Source organism: Microcoleus sp. T3_A4, assembly GCF_036700465.1.
Taxonomy (GTDB): domain Bacteria; phylum Cyanobacteriota; class Cyanobacteriia; order Cyanobacteriales; family Microcoleaceae; genus Microcoleus.
In genome coordinates this window covers 1-18,789 of the sequence record NZ_JAUBOY010000024.1, presented here as the reverse complement: position 1 = coordinate 18,789, position 18,789 = coordinate 1, and the positions used below count along the sequence as shown (strand labels likewise).

Genomic DNA, 18,789 nt, shown 5'->3' with positions numbered 1-18,789 from the left:
TCTTTTTGGCTGTCATGCAGGTGCAAAAGTGATAATTCTCGAAGTACAGGGCGGGTTTTGTACAAAAGTTATTGGTTAGATGGGCGATCGATCCCCTAAACTCATCCTTAAGCTGCTGTCCCTCTCAAGAATCTTTGGGTTTGCGAGGGAAAGAGTGAGCTGGGCTTTTTTTATCTAAAATTTTGTCTCAGATCCTTTGAAGATTTGGGTGTTCTTCATGTTGTCAGTTGTGCGCTCGCTCCCGATCAATTAGTAAGTGTTGCTACACTCCGAGGGGTTTGGCTCAGACTATACTCTGCACGGTTCAAACGAGCGCGAAGCAAAGCGGTAAGTATGATCGTGCAGGCAGAGGTTTCTTCCCATGCTGAAGTTGATTGCCTATGAGGATTTTGAACTAAATTTATATCGAGTAACCCATTATTTCTCAATGCAAGTTAAAGACTCAATAAATTACATTTAAAACTCAAAACTATCGATCGCCCAATGCCAATTTTTCTGATGCAGCCGATCGCACATCTGCACTTTCTCAACCGCCAAATATTGCTGAAATTCCGGTTTTTCCAGACCGCTGCGCCACATTACCAGAGCATCTTCTCCTGTGTCTTCGTAGTATCGCTTGCGCCGTCCAGCCTCTTTAAAACCAAACTTTTTGTACAGGTAAACTGCCGCTAAATTAGAATCCCGCACTTCTAAAGTTGCGCGCTCTAATTGTCTGTCACAAGCCGATTTTAGCAAAGCCAAAAGCAGAGCTTGTCCCAAACCATGACGTTGAAACTGAGGATGAATTGCCAGCATTATAATGTGAGCTTCTTCTAAAATCGCCCACAAACAACCGATACCAATGAGAGTTGGCGGAATCTGTAGGGGCGGTGCCCCCGTGCCCGCCGGAATCTGTAGGGGCGGTGTCCCCGTGCCCGCCCGGTTTGGATCTGATTCACAGTCCTCAGTTTCCCACGTCCACAAACCTAATAAATCGCTGTTAGGACTCTCTAACTCGCGCTTGTAGCCTTCTAAAGTCCACAGTCCCCCAAAACAAAGTCGATCGAGCTCTACCGCGCTAGGCAGGTGTTCTGGGGCGAGATGTTTAATTTCTATAAAACGCACAGGGGATTTTAGATTTTAGATTTTAGATTTTAAAATTACTCAAAAGCATCAATCTGGGCCCTTATGACCCAATTGCTTGCGGTCAATTGTACACTGAGAAAGACCGTAAGGATAGTTATTGCGAGATGGTATCAACTCAATCGATCGGGGTAGAATCGGGACTTAAGTATCTGTCTGAGTCTCAACAAGCCCTGCAAAATCGATCGCCCAATCAAGAACTTTTACCGCTGACAGCCAGTGTTAACAGTCGCGATCGGTTGGAAATCGGAGGCTGCGAGGTGACAGCTTTGGTGGAGCAATTTGGCTCGCCACTGTACATTTTAGATGAAGAAACGCTGCGGGCCACAAGCAGCCAGTACCGAGATGCTTTTAAACGGTACTATCCGGGCGAATCTCAAGTGCTATATGCTTCTAAAGCTTGGAGTTGTTTGGCAGTTTGCGCGATCGCCGCTTCGGAAGGTTTAGGGATAGATGTGGTATCTGCAGGAGAAATCCACACAGCACTACAAGCTGGTGTGAATCCCGACAAAATCTACTTCCACGGGAACAACAAATCCCGCGAGGAAATCCAGCTCGCTGTCGAAAGCGGCTGCGTTACCGTAGCCGACAATTGGCTTGATTTGGAGACTCTAGCAGAGTTGGGAAAATTGGGTGTCAGCAGCAAGACAGGCGGGCCGACACGAGTTATGGTGCGGTTTACTCCTGGAATTGAGTGTCACACCCACGAGTACATTCAAACGGGTCAAATCGACAGTAAATTTGGCTTCGATCCCAATTCCCTCGATCGAGTTTTTGAATTCATCAGCCAACAATCGTCGTTATTTTGCGTGGGAGTACACGCTCACATCGGCTCTCAGATTTTTGAACTGCAACCCCATGACGATTTAGCTGAAGTCATAATTCAGGCCTTGACAAAAGCACAGAGTTATGGTTTACCAGCGACAGAAATTAATATTGGCGGCGGGTTGGGCATTCGCTATACTGAAGCGGACGATCCTCCCAGCATAGAAGATTGGGCTCGTACAATTTGCTCCGCAGTGGTAGCAGCTTGCGAGCGGCAGCAATTGCCATTACCAAAATTGCTTTGCGAACCGGGTCGATCGCTCGTCGGTACAGCCTGTGTCACTGCTTATACTGTTGGCTCTCAAAAAGTCATTCCGGAAATGCGGACGTATCTAGCTGTGGATGGAGGTATGTCGGACAATCCGCGTCCCATTACCTACCAATCAGTTTATCGAGTTCTCGCAGCCAACCAAATGTCTGCTCCCTTAACGGAAACAGTGACAGTTGCTGGCAAACACTGCGAATCAGGCGATATTCTGATTAAAGATGCTAAGTTGCCAGAGTGTAAGCCTAGAGATGTCCTCGTGGTGACGGCTACGGGAGCATACAATTACAGCATGGCTTCTAACTATAACCGAGTACCCAGACCGGCAGCGGTTTTAGTGAGAAATGGGGAAGTTAACACGATTATACAGCGGGAAACTTACCAGGATTTGCTAAGGCTTGACCGCCTTCCTGAACGACTCGGAGCTCAAAAGTAAAAACTTAGAAGTTAAAAGTTAAAAGTTAAAAGAAAGATAATCCATGTTTACTTAGTGATGATTGCCTTTTCACTTTTAACTTTTGCCTTGTTCAGTCACACGATTGGATTGACACTCCCCGGTCTAAAAACACGGGGATTTTCAGCGTATTCCTTATAACAACTGTTCATGGTTCACGGGTTCGAGTGCATCACGGTTCGCGGTTCACAGGCGGTAGCGTTCGATGAACCATGAACAATCAACAATTTGGCTTTGACTTGGCCCTGGTTCAGTCCTTATTGATTCAAGGGATCGATATTGGACTGGTTTTTGCCCTTGCGTATTTGGTGCTCGTCATTGTTGGCGAGCGCAGAACGCTGTGGATGGTACGGGGATTTATTATTTTGATGCTGGCGGCGGCGGTGAGCAACTGGGCTGGATTGAGGCTGTTGCACGTTGCCCTCAACAGCTTGGTGACGGGTTCTGCTGTGGCAATGGCGGTAATATTGCAGTCGGAGTTTCGCCGATTTCTGGAACAATTGGGTCGGGGGGAATTTCGGCAACTGTTTGGACGCGATCGCCGACCCAATCCCGAACCGGACAGCGTAATAGATGAAATTGTGGACGCAGTAAAAGAACTTTCGCAAAACCGCACGGGCGCTTTACTAATTATAGAAACAGATTCTCCGATCGACGATCGAGATTTTTCTGTGCCGGGATTAAAGCTAAATGCTGAAGTTTCTAAAGAATTGTTGCAGACTATCTTTCAGCCGCAAACTTTGCTGCATGACGGAGCTGTTTTGATTCGAGGTTCGCGGATCGTGTCGGCGGGGGTAATTTTGCCTTTGTCCGATCGCACTGCGTCGCGGCAGTTGGGAACCCGCCACCGGGCGGCAATGGGGATTACGGAACGGGTGCAAGCTTGCCTGTGCGTGGTGGTGTCCGAGGAAACGGGTTCTATTTCTTTAGCCCAGATGGGACTTTTAAATCGACCTTTGACTAGCAACAAACTTAAGGAATTGCTGGAAGCAAAGCTGTTTCCGTCCGAGGGAGAAAGAGCTGTGGCTCCAATTCCGATCGGCAATCTCGGACGCCAGATAGGATTGAAGGGAGTGACGCTATTAAAACGGATACTGCGCCGTTAGTCGGGTAATCGGGAGAAACCATGAGTCAAGGAATTTGCTTGGAAAAGTTGCCGGAGGATCTGCAACAGGAACTACTGCCTAAGCACATAGCAGTGATTATGGACGGGAACGGGCGCTGGGCTCAGAAGAAGGGGTTGCCGCGGATTGCGGGGCACCGCCGAGGAGCTAGCACTCTGAAGGAACTGCTGCGCTGCTGCAAAGATTGGGGGATTCCAGCTTTAACGGCCTATGCTTTTTCGACGGAGAATTGGGGGCGGCCGGCCGGGGAAGTGGATTTTTTAATGAGTTTGTTTGAGGGTAAGCTGCGGCAAGAATTGCGGGAGATGGTGGACGAGGACGTGCAAATTCAATTTATGGGGAATTTGCAGGCTTTGCCGAAGTCTTTGCAGGCGCAAATCGAGCGTTCTGTGACGGCAACTCAGCACAATCAGGGGATTTTGTTTACTGTGGCGACGAATTACGGGGGGCGTCAGGAGATTGTACAAGCTTGTCGGGCGATCGCCACTCAGGTGCAAGAGGGCAAGTTGCAGCCGGAGGAGATTGATGAGGTTTTATTTAAACGCTATTTGTATACTGCTGATGTTTGTGACCCGGATTTACTAATCCGGACGAGTGGGGAAATGCGGTTGAGCAACTTTTTACTATGGCAAATGGCTTATTCGGAAATTTACATTACTGAGACGCTGTGGCCGGATTTTGATCGATCGGAGTTTCACCGCGCTTTGTCTGATTATCAGAAGCGCAGCCGCCGATTTGGCAAAGTGTAACGATTTTGGATTTTGGATTTTAGATTTTAGATTTTTTGGTTGATTTTTCAGTTTCCAAGTAGGTGTGGATTCTGAGGGAGCATCTCCATAAAAGTAAAAAACGTTTTTACGCCACCTGCGAGCGTCCTGCACAGCACAATAGAGCGACCGGGACGATCGCAATCCCATGTAAATGCTTGCACGGTTGATGCTTTTTACCTGGATTCCCCATCTAAAATCTCATACCAATTTCACTCATCTCCTGCTCCACATAACGATTTTAGATGTGAGATTGGAGGACAAATCTAAAATCTAAAATCTAAAATCTAAAATCTAAAATCAAATTAGGGGCCGGAGAAAACGGCCGCTTCAATGTCCTGACGTGAGAGCGAGTATTTGAATGCTCGCTGAATATCTTGGCCGTCGGCTCCAGCATCGATGTAGCGGACGGTGAGTTGGTCGATATCGAGGGAGAGTTCTGCTTTCCATGTAAGTTGCTCGATCTGCCAGCAGTGGAGTTCTCGCCGATCTTGCTGGCAGCCACGGCTTTTTAGCCACTGCTCGATTTCCGGGAGTGGATGGTTGTACAAAGGAGTGTCAGCGGAAGGAAGAGTCATGGGATTTTAGATTTGAGATTTTAGATTGGGGATTTCGGATTGAGGATTTCCGATTTGAGATTAGAGATTTGGGATTTGAGGCTTTAATTGCCACGAATTAAGCCGATCGCGATCGCCAGTACCAAACATCCGATTAAGCTAGCTCCCATGATAAACAGAGCGAACATTTCTCCGGGGGAAAGGGGTCGATCCGTGGGATCTAGGTAAGCGGAGTTGGAAGTTTTTTTGCCCGATCCCGAAACCGGAGTATTGAAGCCTGGGGGCGACTGAATCACGTTCAGACGAGAATAGCCTATTTTGAGGTCGTAGGCGAGGCGACGTTCTGGGTTGCTGAGGGTGGCGTAGGCGTTATTTAGCTGCTGAAATTTGGCTGTGGCGACGGAGGGCGGCAGCTCGGTGGTATCGGGATGGTAGAGTTTGCTCAGTTCCCGGTACGATCGCCGAATTTCGATCGGCGATGCGGAAGGATGCAGCCCTAACAAGCTGTAGTAACTAGAACCCAAGGGGGTTTTGCCGGGTATTTTCTGACTTTTGCTGTTTGCCGTTCCCTCGTTAGGAGTCACCTCAGCGCCTCTGGGCTTGTTGTTTATAATTTTTGATTATTTTAGAGCAGATTTGAGGGTAGCGCCACTGTCTGCGATGTCGAGGGGTTGAGGTTGGGCGATCGGCTCAAGGTACGATCGCCGACTTTAAACTATGAATTGGTCGAGCGCAAATTCTGCACATCCTCAACGCTAAGCCCCGTAACTTGACCGATCGTGGCATTATCTAGCTGTGAGAGTAATTGTCGGGCGATCGCCAGCTTTTCTTCTCGCTTTCTTTCCTCTCTTGCTTCCTGTATTCCTGCCTGTCTTGCTTCTTCAAAAGCTTTAATAATTGCCCCCTGTTGGTCGTGAATAAACTGTTCCCTGCGTTCCAAAACTTCTACTTCTTCCCGACTTAACCGGGCTTGATTGGCAAGATCGAATGCTTTGTGGATTTCCGGTACGCTATCGATTGTTTCGGGAACTTCTGAGAGAATTCTGGCATATTTCATGAAATATATCCATTTATCTGTCAAAGTTTCTAGTTGACTTGCTTCTTTATGGAATTTAGGTAATTCTATAAACACTAAATTCATGGCATCTTCGGGATAGTTTAAATTGCTTTTAACTTCTTTATACACAAATCTCGAAATTAAGTTAGGGCTGTTGCGAAACATTTCAAAATCTGTAATGGTTAAAGCTATTAATGGCTTGAGCATTCGATAGCCTTCTCCTCTTTGCAATTGAAATGCGTAGGTTGTGGCTGCATTGTACAACACCCGATTGCCAGAATATTGAACGTTGAGAACTAGAATTTCAATAATGACTAAGGTGCCATCGTCTAGTTTGGCTGTGACATCGAGGTAAGTATCTTTTAAACTTTCAAGTTGCCTCGGCAGATTCTGGTTGATAATTTCTAAGTCTTGGATGGTGGGATTGCCTTCATAAATTAGAGCGTTGAGAAAGCTAATTAGAATATCTTTGCTTTCTGAGGAACCGAAGATTTTTTTAAAGGCGTAATCGGTTTTCGGGTTGATAAATATCATGGTTGTCAGATTTAGCTTTAAGGCGATCGGTTTGCTGGCGAAACAACGGGATTTGAGAGCAGTCAAACTGCTGATTTTGTTTCAGGTAATGGTTTGACATTTTCCGGCAAATGTGCATTGGCGATCGCCAGCACAGGCTCATCGTCCCTGTGTTCGCCCTCGGTGGGGAGTTGGCAAGAAATCAGTTCTGTGACGATGCGATCGCCCAGAACATCTTCCCAATCTTGCAACTGTTCTCTAGCTTTGATCGGTGTATTGAGAGCCACGTCTACGCCCATTTGCTGAAGGTTGAGGCTGTGGGCTGTCGATCGGCGGTTTACCCACTCCACCAGCCAAACGCTCAATCCGACTGCTGCCATCAAAGGCAAGACAATCCGATAATCGCGGGTTAATTCAAACATCAATAGGATGGCTGTCAGCGGTGCTCTGGCGCTGCCGGCGAGGACGGCGGCCATTCCCACCATTGCGTAGGCGGCAGGGCCAGCGACTCGATCGCTCATTGCGGGCAGCATTTCCAAAAAGAGGCCGTAAGCCGAACCCAGGGAAGCTCCCAAAAACATCGCCGGAGCGAAGATACCGCCCACTAAACCGCTGCCGAGGCTGATTGCTGTCATCGCCAGTTTGACAAACAGCAGCAGCAGCAGCAAAGGCAAGGAAAATTTAACATCTTGGAGCATTGCTTGGACTGTTTCGTAGCCGACACCCAAAATTTGAGGCAATTGTAGGGCGACTAAGCCGACTCCGGCCCCGCCGATGATCGGGTGAAGCGGCCGGGGCAGTCGTCCGAGCCAAGCAAATCCTCGGACTTTTCCTTGAAAACAGCCCTCGGCTAATTGAATTGCTTCTGTGTAGGCTAGAGACACTCCGCTCGCCAAAAGTCCCAATCCCATATACAGAGGCAGTTCCAGGGGGCTGCGGACATCGTAGATCGGCAAAGAAAAAGCCGGCTGAGCTCCCAAGCAGATTTGAGCGATGAGCGCGGAAACTACGGCGGAGAGCAAGACAACGCTGACTGAGGAAGTGGCGAAGGTGCTGCCGAGCACGACTTCTAAAGCAAAGAACACTCCCGCGATGGGAGAGTTAAACCCGGCGGATAAACCAGCAGCAGCTCCGGCGCCGAGGAGCAAGCGCTGCCGTTCTGGGGAAAGCTGCAAAACTTGAGCCAGCAGCATTCCGAAGTTAGCGCCGATTTCGACGCTGGGGGCTTCCGGGCCGAGGGAGGCGCCGGTGCCGAGGGAAACTGAGGCTGCCACCATTTTGGTGATGGGTTTGAGGGGGGAGAGTTCTTGCAGGCCGCGGGTGGCTGCAATTAAGGAAGACATATTCGGGCCAAAGTCCCGAAATCGCCACCGCATCAGCCCGATGATGACTCCGCCGATGGTGGGAATGCAGGCTAGAGTCCAAGAGCCTTTCGACGCGATCGCCCCCATGAAGTCTTCCAGCATCAGGCTGTGGATGAAGTGGATGAGATAGTGAAATGTGACGACGCCTGCACCCGTAACTCCCCCGATGACTAGGGAGAGGATGAGCAAGAGGGTTTCTGGGCTGGGGTGCAGGCGGTTGAATACCGGGCTTAGTCGGGAGGCTTGGGGAGTTGCTGCGGTTGGCCCAGGTGGCGGCAGATCCACAGGAGGGATGGCTCTCATTTAGCGGTTAATTCTTCGGTGAGAAGTTATATAATATTACAATTTATTTCTTATTTTCATTTTGAGTGATTTTAGGGGAATTGACAACTTAATTAAGGCGTATTTTAGGGTAATTTTTTGGGGCTGGCTGCTGGGCTGGAATGACTGATTCTGAGGAGCGGCGGATTTGGCGTGATTGTATGCTCAGTTACATTCAAACTTAGATATACTCTGGCGATAATGCTAATTAACTATATTTACCGTGTGGGTGGTTATGCCGATCGCATCTGTGAAATCGCAATATCATATAACTCAGTAAAAAACAACTTTCCAATTAAAGAATTGGCGATTGGAGATTTTACCTTACAACCACAAATCTCAAATCTCCAATTTTAAATCTCCAATTTTAAATCCCTCGCTCGCGCATACTATCACATTGGTTGTTGACTGGGCGGGATTCTTGGTCTGGGTTTGGCGATCGACATTAGCGGATCGCCGATGGTGGCGACTTTCCAGGGTGGGGATTCTAGCTGGCGTGCTGCGATTAAAAAGGGTGCTCCTCGCTTTAGGCGATCGACCATTAATTTAGGTGGAATAAATGCAGATAAAAGAGGTTCGTTGACGCTGCCAATATATGCGTAAGCACCATTCTCTAGCCACCTTCCGGCAACGGTGTTTGTGTCATCTGGCGCTGCTGCTGACCAACTGTGGATCATGTGGATTGCTGCGGGGAATTGGAGTTTTGGTAGGTCTTCAACTGAAGCGTCGCCGTTGCCGACTTGGAAGGATTTTGGATAGCCTTTGGAGTTCATTAATATTAAGTCAAATGTCCACGGTTTTGAAGCTAAACTCCGCCACTTTTCCAGGCTAGATTCTGGTTTCTGCACTAATTCAACATTCAAACCTATGGTTTTTAGTCCGCTAGCTGCTTCCTCCATTTCATATTTTCCCCAATTTCCTTCCTTGGGGTAACTGTCATAAAGCATGGCTGTTTGGCTGTCGAGAAATATGGCACACATGGCTTGATAGATCGATCGCACTTCCGAGCCGTAAATCCAGCCGACAGCCGCCCAGCGTTCGCCGTTGGGGTGTCTTCCCAAACCGTCGGTAACAGCTAGTTGTTCGTCGGGTTTTTCAGGAGATTGATATTTGACTGCTAGTTGGCGTACAATGGTTATTGTGTCGATCGGGTCTGCGAGTTGAGAATAAAAATATCCGGTTGATTCGACGGCTTTTGTAACTGCTAGTTGCAGAGTTTTCCACTGTGTGTTATTGAGGGTATCGTTGGGTTTTCCCAAGTTGCCTTCTAGAAATACTAAAGGTTGACCGTGAGCGGCTGCTAAGGCAACTGCTGCTGAGCGTGCGGGGTCGTTTTCTGATGTGATTACTACTCCTGGGGGTTCCCAGCCGAGTTGCTTCCATTTTGCTTTTAAGGTTTGAGTATCGGTGGCATTCCAAGCTGCTGCTGCGCTGTTGAGCATTAATTGTTGGAGTTTTTGATTTTGTGGCAGTTGCTGTTTGATGCTTGGCAAACGGACTATTTCTTCGGGTTGAAAGCGCTGCAAAAACATGGGCGCATATTTTTTGTCTTCGATGAGAATAGGCCAGTTTCCTTTGAGGTTCCATTTTTGGATTGCTGCTAAGAAGGTGGCTTCGTCTGGTACTAAAACTACGCGGTTGACTGTTGGTATGTTGTCGCGGACGATGGCTGTTCGGAGGCCTGTTTGAATGGGCCAGGGTTCTTGTTTGGCTGAGGCGGGAAGTTGAAAGGGTTTTTTGAAAAGGCGATCGCATCCGACACCGATTATTGCTAAGCTTACAATAAGTGCGATCGTCAGGAATTTAAATTTTAACTTTTTTTTCATAAGGGGAAGGGGAAGGAAGGAACTAGGTTATAAATACGAACAATTATCGAAAAATTTTTAGGGGCTGCAAGCGGATGTTTCGAGGCGCGGGACAAAGGAAGATTGTAAGTGCGATCGGGCTGGCAACTTTTAGTATTATTGCCTTAGCAACTACAGGTTTAATAATTTTCGCAGCGAACCGTTCGTCAGTCAAGCATCAAGTCGGGCAATTGCTGACAGCGAGGGAATGTCAAGGTTGCAATCTTTCCGGGGCGAATTTGAGCGAAGTTTTTCTAGAAGGCGTCAATTTAGAAAAAGCCAACCTGAAAGATGCCAATTTGTGGAGCGCACATTTGGTAAACGCTAACTTGAAACAGGCAAATTTGGCTGGGGTTTACCTGATAAGCAGCAATTTGGTAGGGGCGAATTTGGAAGCAAGCAATTTAGAAAATGCGTTTTTAGAGGATGCTTATTTGGGAGGGAGTAATTTAAAAAAGGCTAACTTAAAAGGTGCTTTTATGAAAGGTAGTTTTCTGGTAAATGCTGACTTGGAGGGGGCTAATTTGGAGGGTGCTAATCTGTGGATGGCTAATCTGGAAAGTGCTAATTTGAAGGGTGCTAATCTGAGAAATGCTTGGCTGTTGGATAGTAATTTAGAAGGGGCGGATTTAAAGGGTGCGGTGATGCCTGATGGTACGCGGCATGAATGAAAGTCAGTTGATAGTTGTCAGTTGATAGTTGTCAGTTGTCATTAATCAGAGCAGAGGGCGATCGCACCTGCAACCTTCATTTCTGGTTATTTGGTGAGGAGATGAAGGGGTGAGGTGCGATCGCTACTCTAATAGCGAGTGGCTATCGGGCTGATGGAGCAAATAAGGTCGTTGAGAGAGATGAGAGGTTAAAAATACAGAGTTTCGAGCATTAGCAACAACAAATTTTACCATCACGTCGGCTGCTTTCATCATCCATCTAACTCAACTTGATTTACATACGTTCTGCAAATCTTTGAACAGCTTTTGGCGCGAAAGCAGCAACTAAAAAAGCAGTTGTAATGTATTTGCCCTCAGAATCATTGCTAGTTATTGTTATTGCACCAAACACAATCGCTGCAATCAGCGCAATAAAACTCATGGCTCGCATTGTCGAGTATTTTCCATTATCCTCTTGCAAAACTTGTGCAAAATCTTTTCCGCGATCGGCATCGTTTGCTTGAGTCTCAACCATAGAAGAATTTGTCATTTGATTAACCTCATAAATATACATAGAAATGGTAAGTAACCATCGGGCAGGCAGAATGCCTACTTGTTGAATTTTTAGGTGGAAGTTCCCCCACGGAGGGGGCAACTTCTGTTTAGGCTATGGCGTTGAAATAAGACTGGGCGAACTCCGCGATGAGGTCGGCTTTGTCCAGTCGATTCACTATTTTTCGGGCGTTATAGAAATCGCGATCGGCGCCAACAATAAAATTACTCAAACCTACACCCGTAAAGCTACCATCGCGCATTCCCCGAACTATAATCATCGCAGCAATTTCAGGAAGAGCCGCTTTTTCAGGATTATCTACCAAATTAATTCCCAGTTTTTCACTCCAGCTTTCATAGTTGCGACGACCTGTAATTTGGACAAAACCTCTGCCTTTAAAGCGAGGGCCATCACCGGGTTCAGTATTTCCTAAATCTTCGCGACCTTCATAATCCGACCCATCAGCTAATTCCATCATGAACCGTCCCAAAAGGGATTCATGTTGGGCCGTTGCAAAAACATAGGCAATTTGCCCTAGATCGACAACTCCATCGTTGAGACATCGATCGAGAATAAGAGGCAAATTTTTCTTAGCAAAGGGACGAATTTCCGACGGGGATTGAGCGATATCTAAAATACGATCGACGCCAGGAAAGCCACCGGGCATATCCCACATCTTAGCTGTGCGACTAACTATTGCGATTTCTTCTGGCTTCACCTTCAGCAACTCGGCCCAGGTATTGCGATCGACTTTTCCAGTAACTTGTAGTCCGCCGGGGACAAATTGGCTTTTATTAGCAGGGCGCATCCGTTGAAATTGTTCGACTGCTGCTTTTGTGACAGACCCAAAAAGTCCGTCAATTTTGGCATCTTTGGGTAATAATCCCCAATCTTTCAAGCGCCTTTGCAGGATTTCTACCTCGTCAATCAGGTGAGGGCTATCAATAATCCCGTCATTGATTTGTAACTCGACTTTTTTAATGGTCATATTCAGTTCTCCAAGTAGTAATGATGTTTGTAGTAAGCACTTCAGTCTTTTGTTGCAGGTTTGGGAAAAACGCGGACTAAAGTCCTCACTACAAACTTTTTTTATTCAGGGGCTTTACCGGACGCAATTTTAATTGCAAACGCAGTAAGTTTTTCGGCTATTTAGAAATTCGATGCAGCCACATTGTTGCAGTAGATTCGATCGTGCTACTGTCCCAATTGTCATAAAAAGATAAAGCTTCACGCAAACTAGAGGCATTGCCCGCGGAGGATATCAATTTACCGCTGTATAACTTGTTTTCGCCCTTGTTATCTGGTGAAAATCGGGAATTTTTCCGATAGCCTGAGTGGAACCATTCTCCTGCTGGGTCATTCACAAAAAAGTCACCACTGGCGTTATAACCGCGAATAACTAGAATGTGACCTGAATTCGTCCAAAAACCGTGCAATATACAGATCTCGCCAGAATCGAGAGAGCGAGTGATGTCTGAAAGACTTCCCTTTAATGTCAACTTATCTCTCAACCCTAAACCCTCTAACAATCTTTTGATGCCATCGGGAGAACCGTGATCTATTCCCAGCCGATCGAAACGTTTTTTAACATCATCCTCGTACTGTGCAAAGGGGCCTAAATCTGCAGCTTGAAAGTATTTCAGACACATTGCCGAACTTGTAGCACCGCAAGTGCGCCAGGGTTCAATCTCGTTATCTTCTTGACTGAAATACGGAACGTTATGATTAATAGACATAATTTAACTCAAGGTAAGTGTTGTAAATGATTGATTTGGCTTCAGCTCGTTTGTTTTAGCTGATATTTATACAGTAGCGAGTTGTTATTGTACGGTCTATATAGATAACCTAAGTTGTTAAAGTTCAATACAAAAATAAAAATAATGAGGCAAGCTGAGTTTAAATAAGTAAACCTCAGTAAACTTCAGGTTATACTCAAGATCCAATTAAAATTTTTTAACCTTATGAATTTTGAAGAAGCGCTGAAACTCGCAGATACAGCCGTATTTACCAAAACAAACAGACACTTAAAAGATATAGAAGTAATAATTCTGACAGGATCTTGGAACGGTCATGAGTATCATAAGATTGCAGAGACTTACGGATATGCTGCCGAATACCTGATGCAAGATGTGGGCCCCAAGTTATGGAAGCTGCTTTCTGAAGCTTTGGGGGAAAGGGTCAGTAAAAAAAACTTTCAAGCGGCATTGGAAAGGCGATCGCTCTTGCAGTCAGAGACAGTCGCACAGCCAATTGCAGTTACAAGCACTCCTTTATGCCAAGATTGGGGTGAAGCGCCGGATGCCTCATTTTTTTTCGGTCGCAGTCTAGAACTAAACACTCTCAGTCAATGGATACTCCACGATCGCTGTCGCTTGGTGGCGCTGTTGGGTATGGGAGGTATTGGTAAAACGGCTCTGACTGCTAAACTGGGAGAACAAATTCAGGGTGGTTTTGAATACCTAATTTGGCGCAGTCTCCGCCATGCACCTCCCTTACTCACAATCTTGACTGAGTTGAATTCATTTGCAAGCAGTTCCCAAGACACGCAACTTCCAACCACTGTAGACGAGCAAATTTCTTCCCTGCTCAAGAGTTTGCGCGATCGCCGTTGTTTGCTAATCCTAGATGATTGGGAAATGATTTTGCGAAGTGGAGACATTGCTGGGTACTACCGAGACGGTTATCAAGGGTACGGTCAACTACTGCGGCGAATCGGAGAAGAGCGGCATCAAAGCTGCTTGTTACTCCTATCGCGAGAAAAACCTGTAGAGATATCCTCTTTAGCAGGCGAAACCTTACCTGTGCGTACATTACAAGTTAAAGGCTTAAAACAAACAGAGGCAAAAATGCTTTTGGCGGCCATTGGGTTTTCTGCCTCAGAAAACGGCTTAGATGAACTGATACAAATATACCGAGGTCATCCTGCTGCACTGAAATTTACTGGTACCACAATTCAAGAGTTGTTTAATGGCAATATTAGTCAATTTATCGCTCAAAGCTCCTTAGTTATTGGCGATATTTTTGGCAATCTACTTAACGAACATTTTCAGCGGTTATCAGATGTAGGAAAAGCTGTGATGTACTGGCTGGTAATTGAACAGCAGCCGATTTCCTTGAACCAATTGAAAGCAAAATTATCAGCCGACGTTTCTAGTTCAGAATTACTAACAGTATTAGAATCCTTGGTAAGACGTTCCTTAATCGAAAAAGAGCTTTCCCCTTCGAGTGCTGAATCCAAATTCACTCTCGAACCTGTGATGATGAAATATGTTACTCATAAACTTGCTGAACAAATATGTCAAAATCTTCGAGAAGCAATGCAAGCGGAATCTCTCGAACACCTAGGTTTAATCGGAAGTCATGGTTTAGATGAAAACCCGGAAATAGACGGTGCTAAAACTACTCAGCAAAACCCGATGTTCAATATAATTAGAGAGCGTTTGAACTTGACACTGGGGAGTCCTTTTCAAAAGCCGCTAGAAGAACTTTTATTAAAATTGCGTAAATCTCCTTCTCAAGCTGGTAACTACGCTGAAAAAAATATTTTAAAACTGCTGGGAGAAACAGAAAGATGACTTCAAGTAGCTTAATTTATCCAGGGTTTTTACTTCAAGGTCGCTATCAAGTGATCGATCGCATTGGCGGCGGTGGCTTTGGCGATATTTTTGAAGTAGATGATGGTGGTATTATCAAAGTATTAAAAGTTTTGAATTTGGATAACTTTAATAACCCAGATATTAAGCAAAAAGCCACCATTTTATTTCAGCGAGAAGCAGAGTTCTTAATGAGCCAAAGGCATCCTGGCATTCCTCGTGTAGAAACAGACGGCTATTTTACTTGGCCTGAAGGTAGTAGCAAACCGTTACCATGTCTGGTAATGGAGAAAATACCAGGCCAAAATTTACAAGAGTGGATGTTAGCAAGAGCTAATCAACCAATAACTACAGAAACAGCCATTGAGTGGTTAACTCAACTAACAAAAATTCTCAATTTACTGCACGACCAGCAGTATTTTCACCGAGATATTAAACCGTCCAATATCATGTTAAAACCCGATGGAGACTTGGTATTAGTAGATTTTGGTGCGGTGCGAGAAGTAACAGAAACTTACCTGCGACAGCAAAAAGAAAATTATACTGGAACTGCGATTATTTCCGCTGGTTATACGCCCAGCGAACAAGCAGAGGGTCATGCAGTACCGCAATCTGATTTCTTTGCTCTAGGACGTACTTTTGTTTATTTACTGACAGGAAAAGTGCCCATCGATTTACCTAAAAATCCTGACAATGGTGAATTGATATGGCGAGATAAAGCAACGCAAGTTTCACCGCATCTGGCAGATTCGCTCGACCGAATGATGGCGATTTTTCCCGGAAAGCGACCGCAAACTTGCCAGGAAATATTGCAAATTTTGGCAGGGGTAAACTCGCGATCGCCCTTGGAGAGCTTGGCGCAACCAGTGCCAGAAATTAATCATTCGATAGAACCCAGTAAAACGCATCCTATCAAGGAGTGGCTAAATTTTAACTGGGTAAGTAAACTAGCTCTAGGTAGCTTATTTTTCCTAGGCGGTTTGTGGACGCTATCACCCCAAATAGTATTTTATCTTAACAAAGAAGGTTTTTTAACTTACAAAGACAAACGTTTAAATACTGCGGAGTTATATTATAAAACCGCTCTCTTATTTCAACCTAATTACGGCAAGACTAACTATAATTTAGGCGTGCTTTATGAAGACAAACACGAGTATGGAAAGGCTCGCGCTGCCTATCAAATTGCTGTAAATGCTGGATTTAATCAAGCTTTGAATAATTTGGCACGGTTAGAAATTTTAGACAAACAATATGCAAAAGCTCTACCGCTGTTAGAAAAAGCTTTGCCACTTGCTAAAGATGACAAAATTAAGTATGCCGTCTACAAAAATTTAGGTTGGGCGCAGTTGGAGTTAGGGCGATATGAAGAGGCTAACAATAATCTGAAGAAAGCGATTAATATTTCTAGCGATCGCTCTGTTGCTTACTGTCTGGAAGCTGTTCTTTTAGAACGTCAAGGAAATCAACAAAAATCTCGATTTAATTGGAAAAAATGCTATAATAATTTGTCCTCTGAATTTCCTGAAGAACAGAGATGGGTGCTGCAAGAATTTAGCAAAAATTTTGAAAAATTACAGTTATAGCGTATCCCCGATAGTCCGGCAGGGGTTTAAACCCCTGCCTCAAAGCACAAGTCCTCTAAAAGAGGACTAATAAACACTTTCACAGTCTATTCGATTGTGAAGCGGGCGCCAACAATGACAAATAAAGGAAATATCAAACCCGGATTTTATACCAGTCCTCTTTTAGAGGACTTTGGCTATTAGCCAGGAGTTTAAACCCCAGGCCGTATTTGAGGCCCGATCGATATTCCCGATCGAGTTAACACGACGAAAGGCACTGCCTAAGTCCCTATAGGGATATATCGCTCCGGGATGTACTTGATAAATGTGGAATGTGCTGTAACTCCTGTTATAGATAATTTAGGTAATGAAAAATAATCCTCCATCCAAGTTGACACTAATCAGTCTCAAAAGCAAAACATTTACTTACTTTGTTATTTTTGGGCTAACACCTTTAATTTCGATCGCAACAGCCTCAAAGGTTTATCCTGTAATTAATAGATTGACTCCCCAAGTTTCCGATCTCTCTCAACAAGAAATGCTAGCGATCGACTGTGACGATTATACTGCCGATCCTCGCGGGCCTCTGGATGTCTTAATTCCTTATATTATCAGTCCTCGGCGCACTTTATTGCTGAACGATCGACCGAAATTGCGTTGGAATAAAGTTCCCGGTGTTAATAATTATATTGTTAGTTTAGTGAAGGGCGATCGGGCAATTTGGGAAACAAAAGTTAATGGAAATGAAGTAGTGTATCCGGGAACACCACAACTGGAACCGGGATTTGTGTATTTACTGGTGGTAAAAGCTGAGAACGGCAGGACATCGGACGAGGAAAAACTGCCCGATCGCAGCTTCCGAATGCTACCAACGACCCAAAAGCAACTGGTGAAAGGGGCGATCGAGCAAATTAACAGTCAAAAAATTGCCGAGAAAACCAAAGCTTTGCAACGTGCTTATTTTTACATCGGTTCCGATTTGAAATCTGAGGCGATCGAGACATTGGAAGCATTGGTAGCAACGGGTTTTCAAGAAGCTATTGCCTATCGCAAGCTCGGCGATTTATTCTGGGAAGAAGGGGTGACATTGCTGGCAGAGAGCAATTATCTAAAAGCACAGGAATTAGCTAGTGCAGCCAAAGACATCGGGGAGCAAGCGCAGTTAGAGGAGGCTTTGGGGGAGTTGTACGGGGCGATCGGTGAGAAGCAAGAAGCACTTCGCTGGTTGACGCAAGCCATAAACAGTCACAAAGCTTTAGGAAATACGGCAAGAGTCAAGGAAATTGAAACGCAGATTGCCAAACTCAAGGTAAGTTTGGCAAAACCGCAACGCTTTGCCGGAGGATTGGGGAGTTAATTTAGAGAAAATTTTGATTTTTTCCGGAGAACTGTTTTTAGAGGGAGTATGAAATTGGAAATCATGAGGTGAGAGGCAAGAACGAAAATGAGTAATGAAAAATCTGCGAGTCAGGTAGCTGAGGAATTAGTTTCTGTACCAAACGGGTTGAGGCCTGGTGCTGGAGAAACTATTTTAATTTCTGGTGTAGCAGCTAGCACTCCGGACACACCACCAATGAAAGATCCTCCTAGTGTCAGACCAGACCACCCAGGTAATATAGCCGCTCGTAAGCTGTTACGCATTTAAATTGGAAAATCGGGACAGGCTAGAAGCCCGTTCCACAAGAGTTTTATTGATTTTTGACACACAGTTTAAATATAGAACAGCTTACAGGTTAGGAATTTCTTGTTCTTAAGGCAAATGACCTATTGAGGTAAACTTGTTTGGGGTTAGCTAAAAGTGAGGGAATTATCTTTGATATCAACTTTTATTTTTTGCTACCTGCTTTTGCTCGGCTCCCCCCTGTTACAAAGATCGAATGCTTTAGCGCTGGAAGTGCCAGAACAAGCACAAAATGCCCAAAATACTAAAACTGAAGCAGATAGACTGTTTCAACAGGGGAACGAGCAATTAAATAGCGGCGAGCTACAAAAATCACTGGAAACCTACCAACAAGTTTTGGAGATTAGGAGAAAAATCGGCGATCGCCCAGGTGAGGGGGAAGTTCTTCACAAAATAGGCGTTGTTTACCACTATCTCAATCAATATCATCAAGCAGTAGAGTTTTATCAAAAAGCATTAGAACAATACTCCGGACAGTTTTTAAAGAGGAATGCGATCGCAATAAAATAGAGAAGTGAAAAAAGTGAGTGCAATCTC

18 protein-coding genes are annotated in these 18,789 nt (G+C 45.3%); 9 read left to right on the top strand and 9 right to left on the bottom strand.

Annotation, left to right across the window (positions count from 1 at the left end):
* Positions 1-456 precede the first annotated feature (456 nt).
* On the bottom strand, positions 457-1,104 hold the full coding sequence (gene rimI, locus QUA07_RS14950) for a ribosomal protein S18-alanine N-acetyltransferase (RefSeq protein WP_333326364.1): 648 nt from the start codon (positions 1,102-1,104) through the stop codon (positions 457-459).
* Positions 1,105-1,229: 125 nt separating this feature from the next.
* Here rimI and lysA point away from each other — a divergent pair, with 125 nt between their 5' ends.
* From lysA to QUA07_RS14935, 3 genes are all read left to right on the top strand, one after another.
* Complete coding sequence (lysA, locus tag QUA07_RS14945; protein ID WP_333326362.1) at positions 1,230-2,648, top strand: diaminopimelate decarboxylase; 1,419 nt, start codon at positions 1,230-1,232, stop codon at positions 2,646-2,648.
* 230 nt (positions 2,649-2,878) lie between these two features.
* On the top strand, positions 2,879-3,772 hold the full coding sequence (cdaA, locus tag QUA07_RS14940) for a diadenylate cyclase CdaA (protein ID WP_333084990.1): 894 nt from the start codon (positions 2,879-2,881) through the stop codon (positions 3,770-3,772).
* A 20-nt stretch (positions 3,773-3,792) separates the two neighbouring features.
* A complete protein-coding gene (locus QUA07_RS14935; RefSeq protein WP_333216554.1) occupies positions 3,793-4,539 on the top strand; it encodes an isoprenyl transferase in 747 nt (248 codons plus the stop codon).
* A 323-nt stretch (positions 4,540-4,862) separates the two neighbouring features.
* Here QUA07_RS14935 and QUA07_RS14930 read toward each other — a convergent pair whose 3' ends face one another.
* The 5 genes from QUA07_RS14930 to QUA07_RS14910 all read right to left on the bottom strand — a co-directional run bounded on the left by QUA07_RS14930 (position 4,863) and on the right by QUA07_RS14910 (position 10,195).
* The gene (locus QUA07_RS14930; RefSeq protein ID WP_333039717.1) at positions 4,863-5,135 is read right to left on the bottom strand and encodes a DUF3143 domain-containing protein; all 273 of its coding nucleotides are present in this window, start codon (positions 5,133-5,135) and stop codon (positions 4,863-4,865) included.
* An 83-nt stretch (positions 5,136-5,218) separates the two neighbouring features.
* Entirely contained in the window at positions 5,219-5,698 is a 480-nt protein-coding gene (locus QUA07_RS14925) for a J domain-containing protein (protein WP_333084991.1), read from the bottom strand.
* Positions 5,699-5,829: 131 nt separating this feature from the next.
* Positions 5,830-6,705, bottom strand: coding sequence for an Rpn family recombination-promoting nuclease/putative transposase (locus tag QUA07_RS14920; protein WP_333326501.1), 876 nt, complete (start codon positions 6,703-6,705; stop codon positions 5,830-5,832).
* Positions 6,706-6,767: 62 nt separating this feature from the next.
* Positions 6,768-8,351, bottom strand: coding sequence for a chloride channel protein (locus QUA07_RS14915; RefSeq protein WP_333326359.1), 1,584 nt, complete (start codon positions 8,349-8,351; stop codon positions 6,768-6,770).
* A 410-nt stretch (positions 8,352-8,761) separates the two neighbouring features.
* Positions 8,762-10,195, bottom strand: a complete 1,434-nt coding sequence (locus tag QUA07_RS14910) for a hypothetical protein (RefSeq protein WP_333326357.1) — start codon at positions 10,193-10,195, stop codon at positions 8,762-8,764.
* A gap of 74 nt (positions 10,196-10,269) precedes the next feature.
* On the opposite strand from QUA07_RS14910, the gene QUA07_RS14905 reads away from it, so the two are divergent.
* A complete protein-coding gene (locus QUA07_RS14905; protein WP_333326355.1) occupies positions 10,270-10,884 on the top strand; it encodes a pentapeptide repeat-containing protein in 615 nt (204 codons plus the stop codon).
* A 274-nt stretch (positions 10,885-11,158) separates the two neighbouring features.
* On the opposite strand, the gene QUA07_RS14900 is transcribed toward QUA07_RS14905, so the two are convergent.
* The 3 genes from QUA07_RS14900 to QUA07_RS14890 form a co-directional block, all read right to left on the bottom strand.
* On the bottom strand, positions 11,159-11,413 hold the full coding sequence (locus tag QUA07_RS14900; protein ID WP_333326354.1) for a hypothetical protein: 255 nt from the start codon (positions 11,411-11,413) through the stop codon (positions 11,159-11,161).
* Positions 11,414-11,525: 112 nt separating this feature from the next.
* A complete protein-coding gene (locus tag QUA07_RS14895; RefSeq protein ID WP_333326352.1) occupies positions 11,526-12,404 on the bottom strand; it encodes a peptidoglycan-binding protein in 879 nt (292 codons plus the stop codon).
* A 157-nt stretch (positions 12,405-12,561) separates the two neighbouring features.
* Positions 12,562-13,152 carry a C39 family peptidase gene (locus QUA07_RS14890; protein WP_333326350.1) on the bottom strand — a complete coding sequence of 197 codons (591 nt, stop codon included), beginning with the start codon at positions 13,150-13,152 and terminating at the stop codon, positions 12,562-12,564.
* 225 nt (positions 13,153-13,377) lie between these two features.
* On the opposite strand from QUA07_RS14890, the gene QUA07_RS14885 reads away from it, so the two are divergent.
* The 5 genes from QUA07_RS14885 to QUA07_RS14865 all read left to right on the top strand — a co-directional run bounded on the left by QUA07_RS14885 (position 13,378) and on the right by QUA07_RS14865 (position 18,762).
* Positions 13,378-14,991 (top strand): NB-ARC domain-containing protein, encoded by a 1,614-nt coding sequence (locus QUA07_RS14885; protein WP_333326347.1) that lies wholly within the window; start codon positions 13,378-13,380, stop codon positions 14,989-14,991.
* Positions 14,988-16,592, top strand: coding sequence for a protein kinase domain-containing protein (locus QUA07_RS14880; RefSeq protein ID WP_333326345.1), 1,605 nt, complete (start codon positions 14,988-14,990; stop codon positions 16,590-16,592). The genes QUA07_RS14885 and QUA07_RS14880 overlap by 4 nt, the downstream gene beginning before the upstream one ends.
* Before the next feature lie 346 nt (positions 16,593-16,938).
* On the top strand, positions 16,939-17,928 hold the full coding sequence (locus tag QUA07_RS14875) for a tetratricopeptide repeat protein (protein WP_333326343.1): 990 nt from the start codon (positions 16,939-16,941) through the stop codon (positions 17,926-17,928).
* Positions 17,929-18,015: 87 nt separating this feature from the next.
* Positions 18,016-18,216, top strand: coding sequence for a hypothetical protein (locus tag QUA07_RS14870; RefSeq protein WP_333326342.1), 201 nt, complete (start codon positions 18,016-18,018; stop codon positions 18,214-18,216).
* A gap of 168 nt (positions 18,217-18,384) precedes the next feature.
* Entirely contained in the window at positions 18,385-18,762 is a 378-nt protein-coding gene (locus QUA07_RS14865; protein WP_333326340.1) for a tetratricopeptide repeat protein, read from the top strand.
* Positions 18,763-18,789 lie beyond the last annotated feature (27 nt).

Excerpts from the sequence above, each read along its gene's own strand:
- lysA (WP_333326362.1), top strand. The coding sequence starts at position 1,230 with ATGGTATCAACTCAATCGATCGGGGTAGAATCGGGACTTAAGTATCTG.
- cdaA (WP_333084990.1), top strand. The coding sequence starts at position 2,879 with ATGAACAATCAACAATTTGGCTTTGACTTGGCCCTGGTTCAGTCCTTA.
- QUA07_RS14935 (WP_333216554.1), top strand. The coding sequence starts at position 3,793 with ATGAGTCAAGGAATTTGCTTGGAAAAGTTGCCGGAGGATCTGCAACAG.
- QUA07_RS14930 (WP_333039717.1), bottom strand. The coding sequence starts at position 5,135 with ATGACTCTTCCTTCCGCTGACACTCCTTTGTACAACCATCCACTCCCG.
- QUA07_RS14920 (WP_333326501.1), bottom strand. The coding sequence starts at position 6,705 with ATGATATTTATCAACCCGAAAACCGATTACGCCTTTAAAAAAATCTTC.
- QUA07_RS14915 (WP_333326359.1), bottom strand. The coding sequence starts at position 8,351 with ATGAGAGCCATCCCTCCTGTGGATCTGCCGCCACCTGGGCCAACCGCA.
- QUA07_RS14910 (WP_333326357.1), bottom strand. The coding sequence starts at position 10,195 with ATGAAAAAAAAGTTAAAATTTAAATTCCTGACGATCGCACTTATTGTA.
- QUA07_RS14905 (WP_333326355.1), top strand. The coding sequence starts at position 10,270 with ATGTTTCGAGGCGCGGGACAAAGGAAGATTGTAAGTGCGATCGGGCTG.
- QUA07_RS14900 (WP_333326354.1), bottom strand. The coding sequence starts at position 11,413 with ATGACAAATTCTTCTATGGTTGAGACTCAAGCAAACGATGCCGATCGC.
- QUA07_RS14895 (WP_333326352.1), bottom strand. The coding sequence starts at position 12,404 with ATGACCATTAAAAAAGTCGAGTTACAAATCAATGACGGGATTATTGAT.
- QUA07_RS14890 (WP_333326350.1), bottom strand. The coding sequence starts at position 13,152 with ATGTCTATTAATCATAACGTTCCGTATTTCAGTCAAGAAGATAACGAG.
- QUA07_RS14885 (WP_333326347.1), top strand. The coding sequence starts at position 13,378 with ATGAATTTTGAAGAAGCGCTGAAACTCGCAGATACAGCCGTATTTACC.
- QUA07_RS14880 (WP_333326345.1), top strand. The coding sequence starts at position 14,988 with ATGACTTCAAGTAGCTTAATTTATCCAGGGTTTTTACTTCAAGGTCGC.
- QUA07_RS14875 (WP_333326343.1), top strand. The coding sequence starts at position 16,939 with ATGAAAAATAATCCTCCATCCAAGTTGACACTAATCAGTCTCAAAAGC.
- QUA07_RS14870 (WP_333326342.1), top strand. The coding sequence starts at position 18,016 with ATGAGTAATGAAAAATCTGCGAGTCAGGTAGCTGAGGAATTAGTTTCT.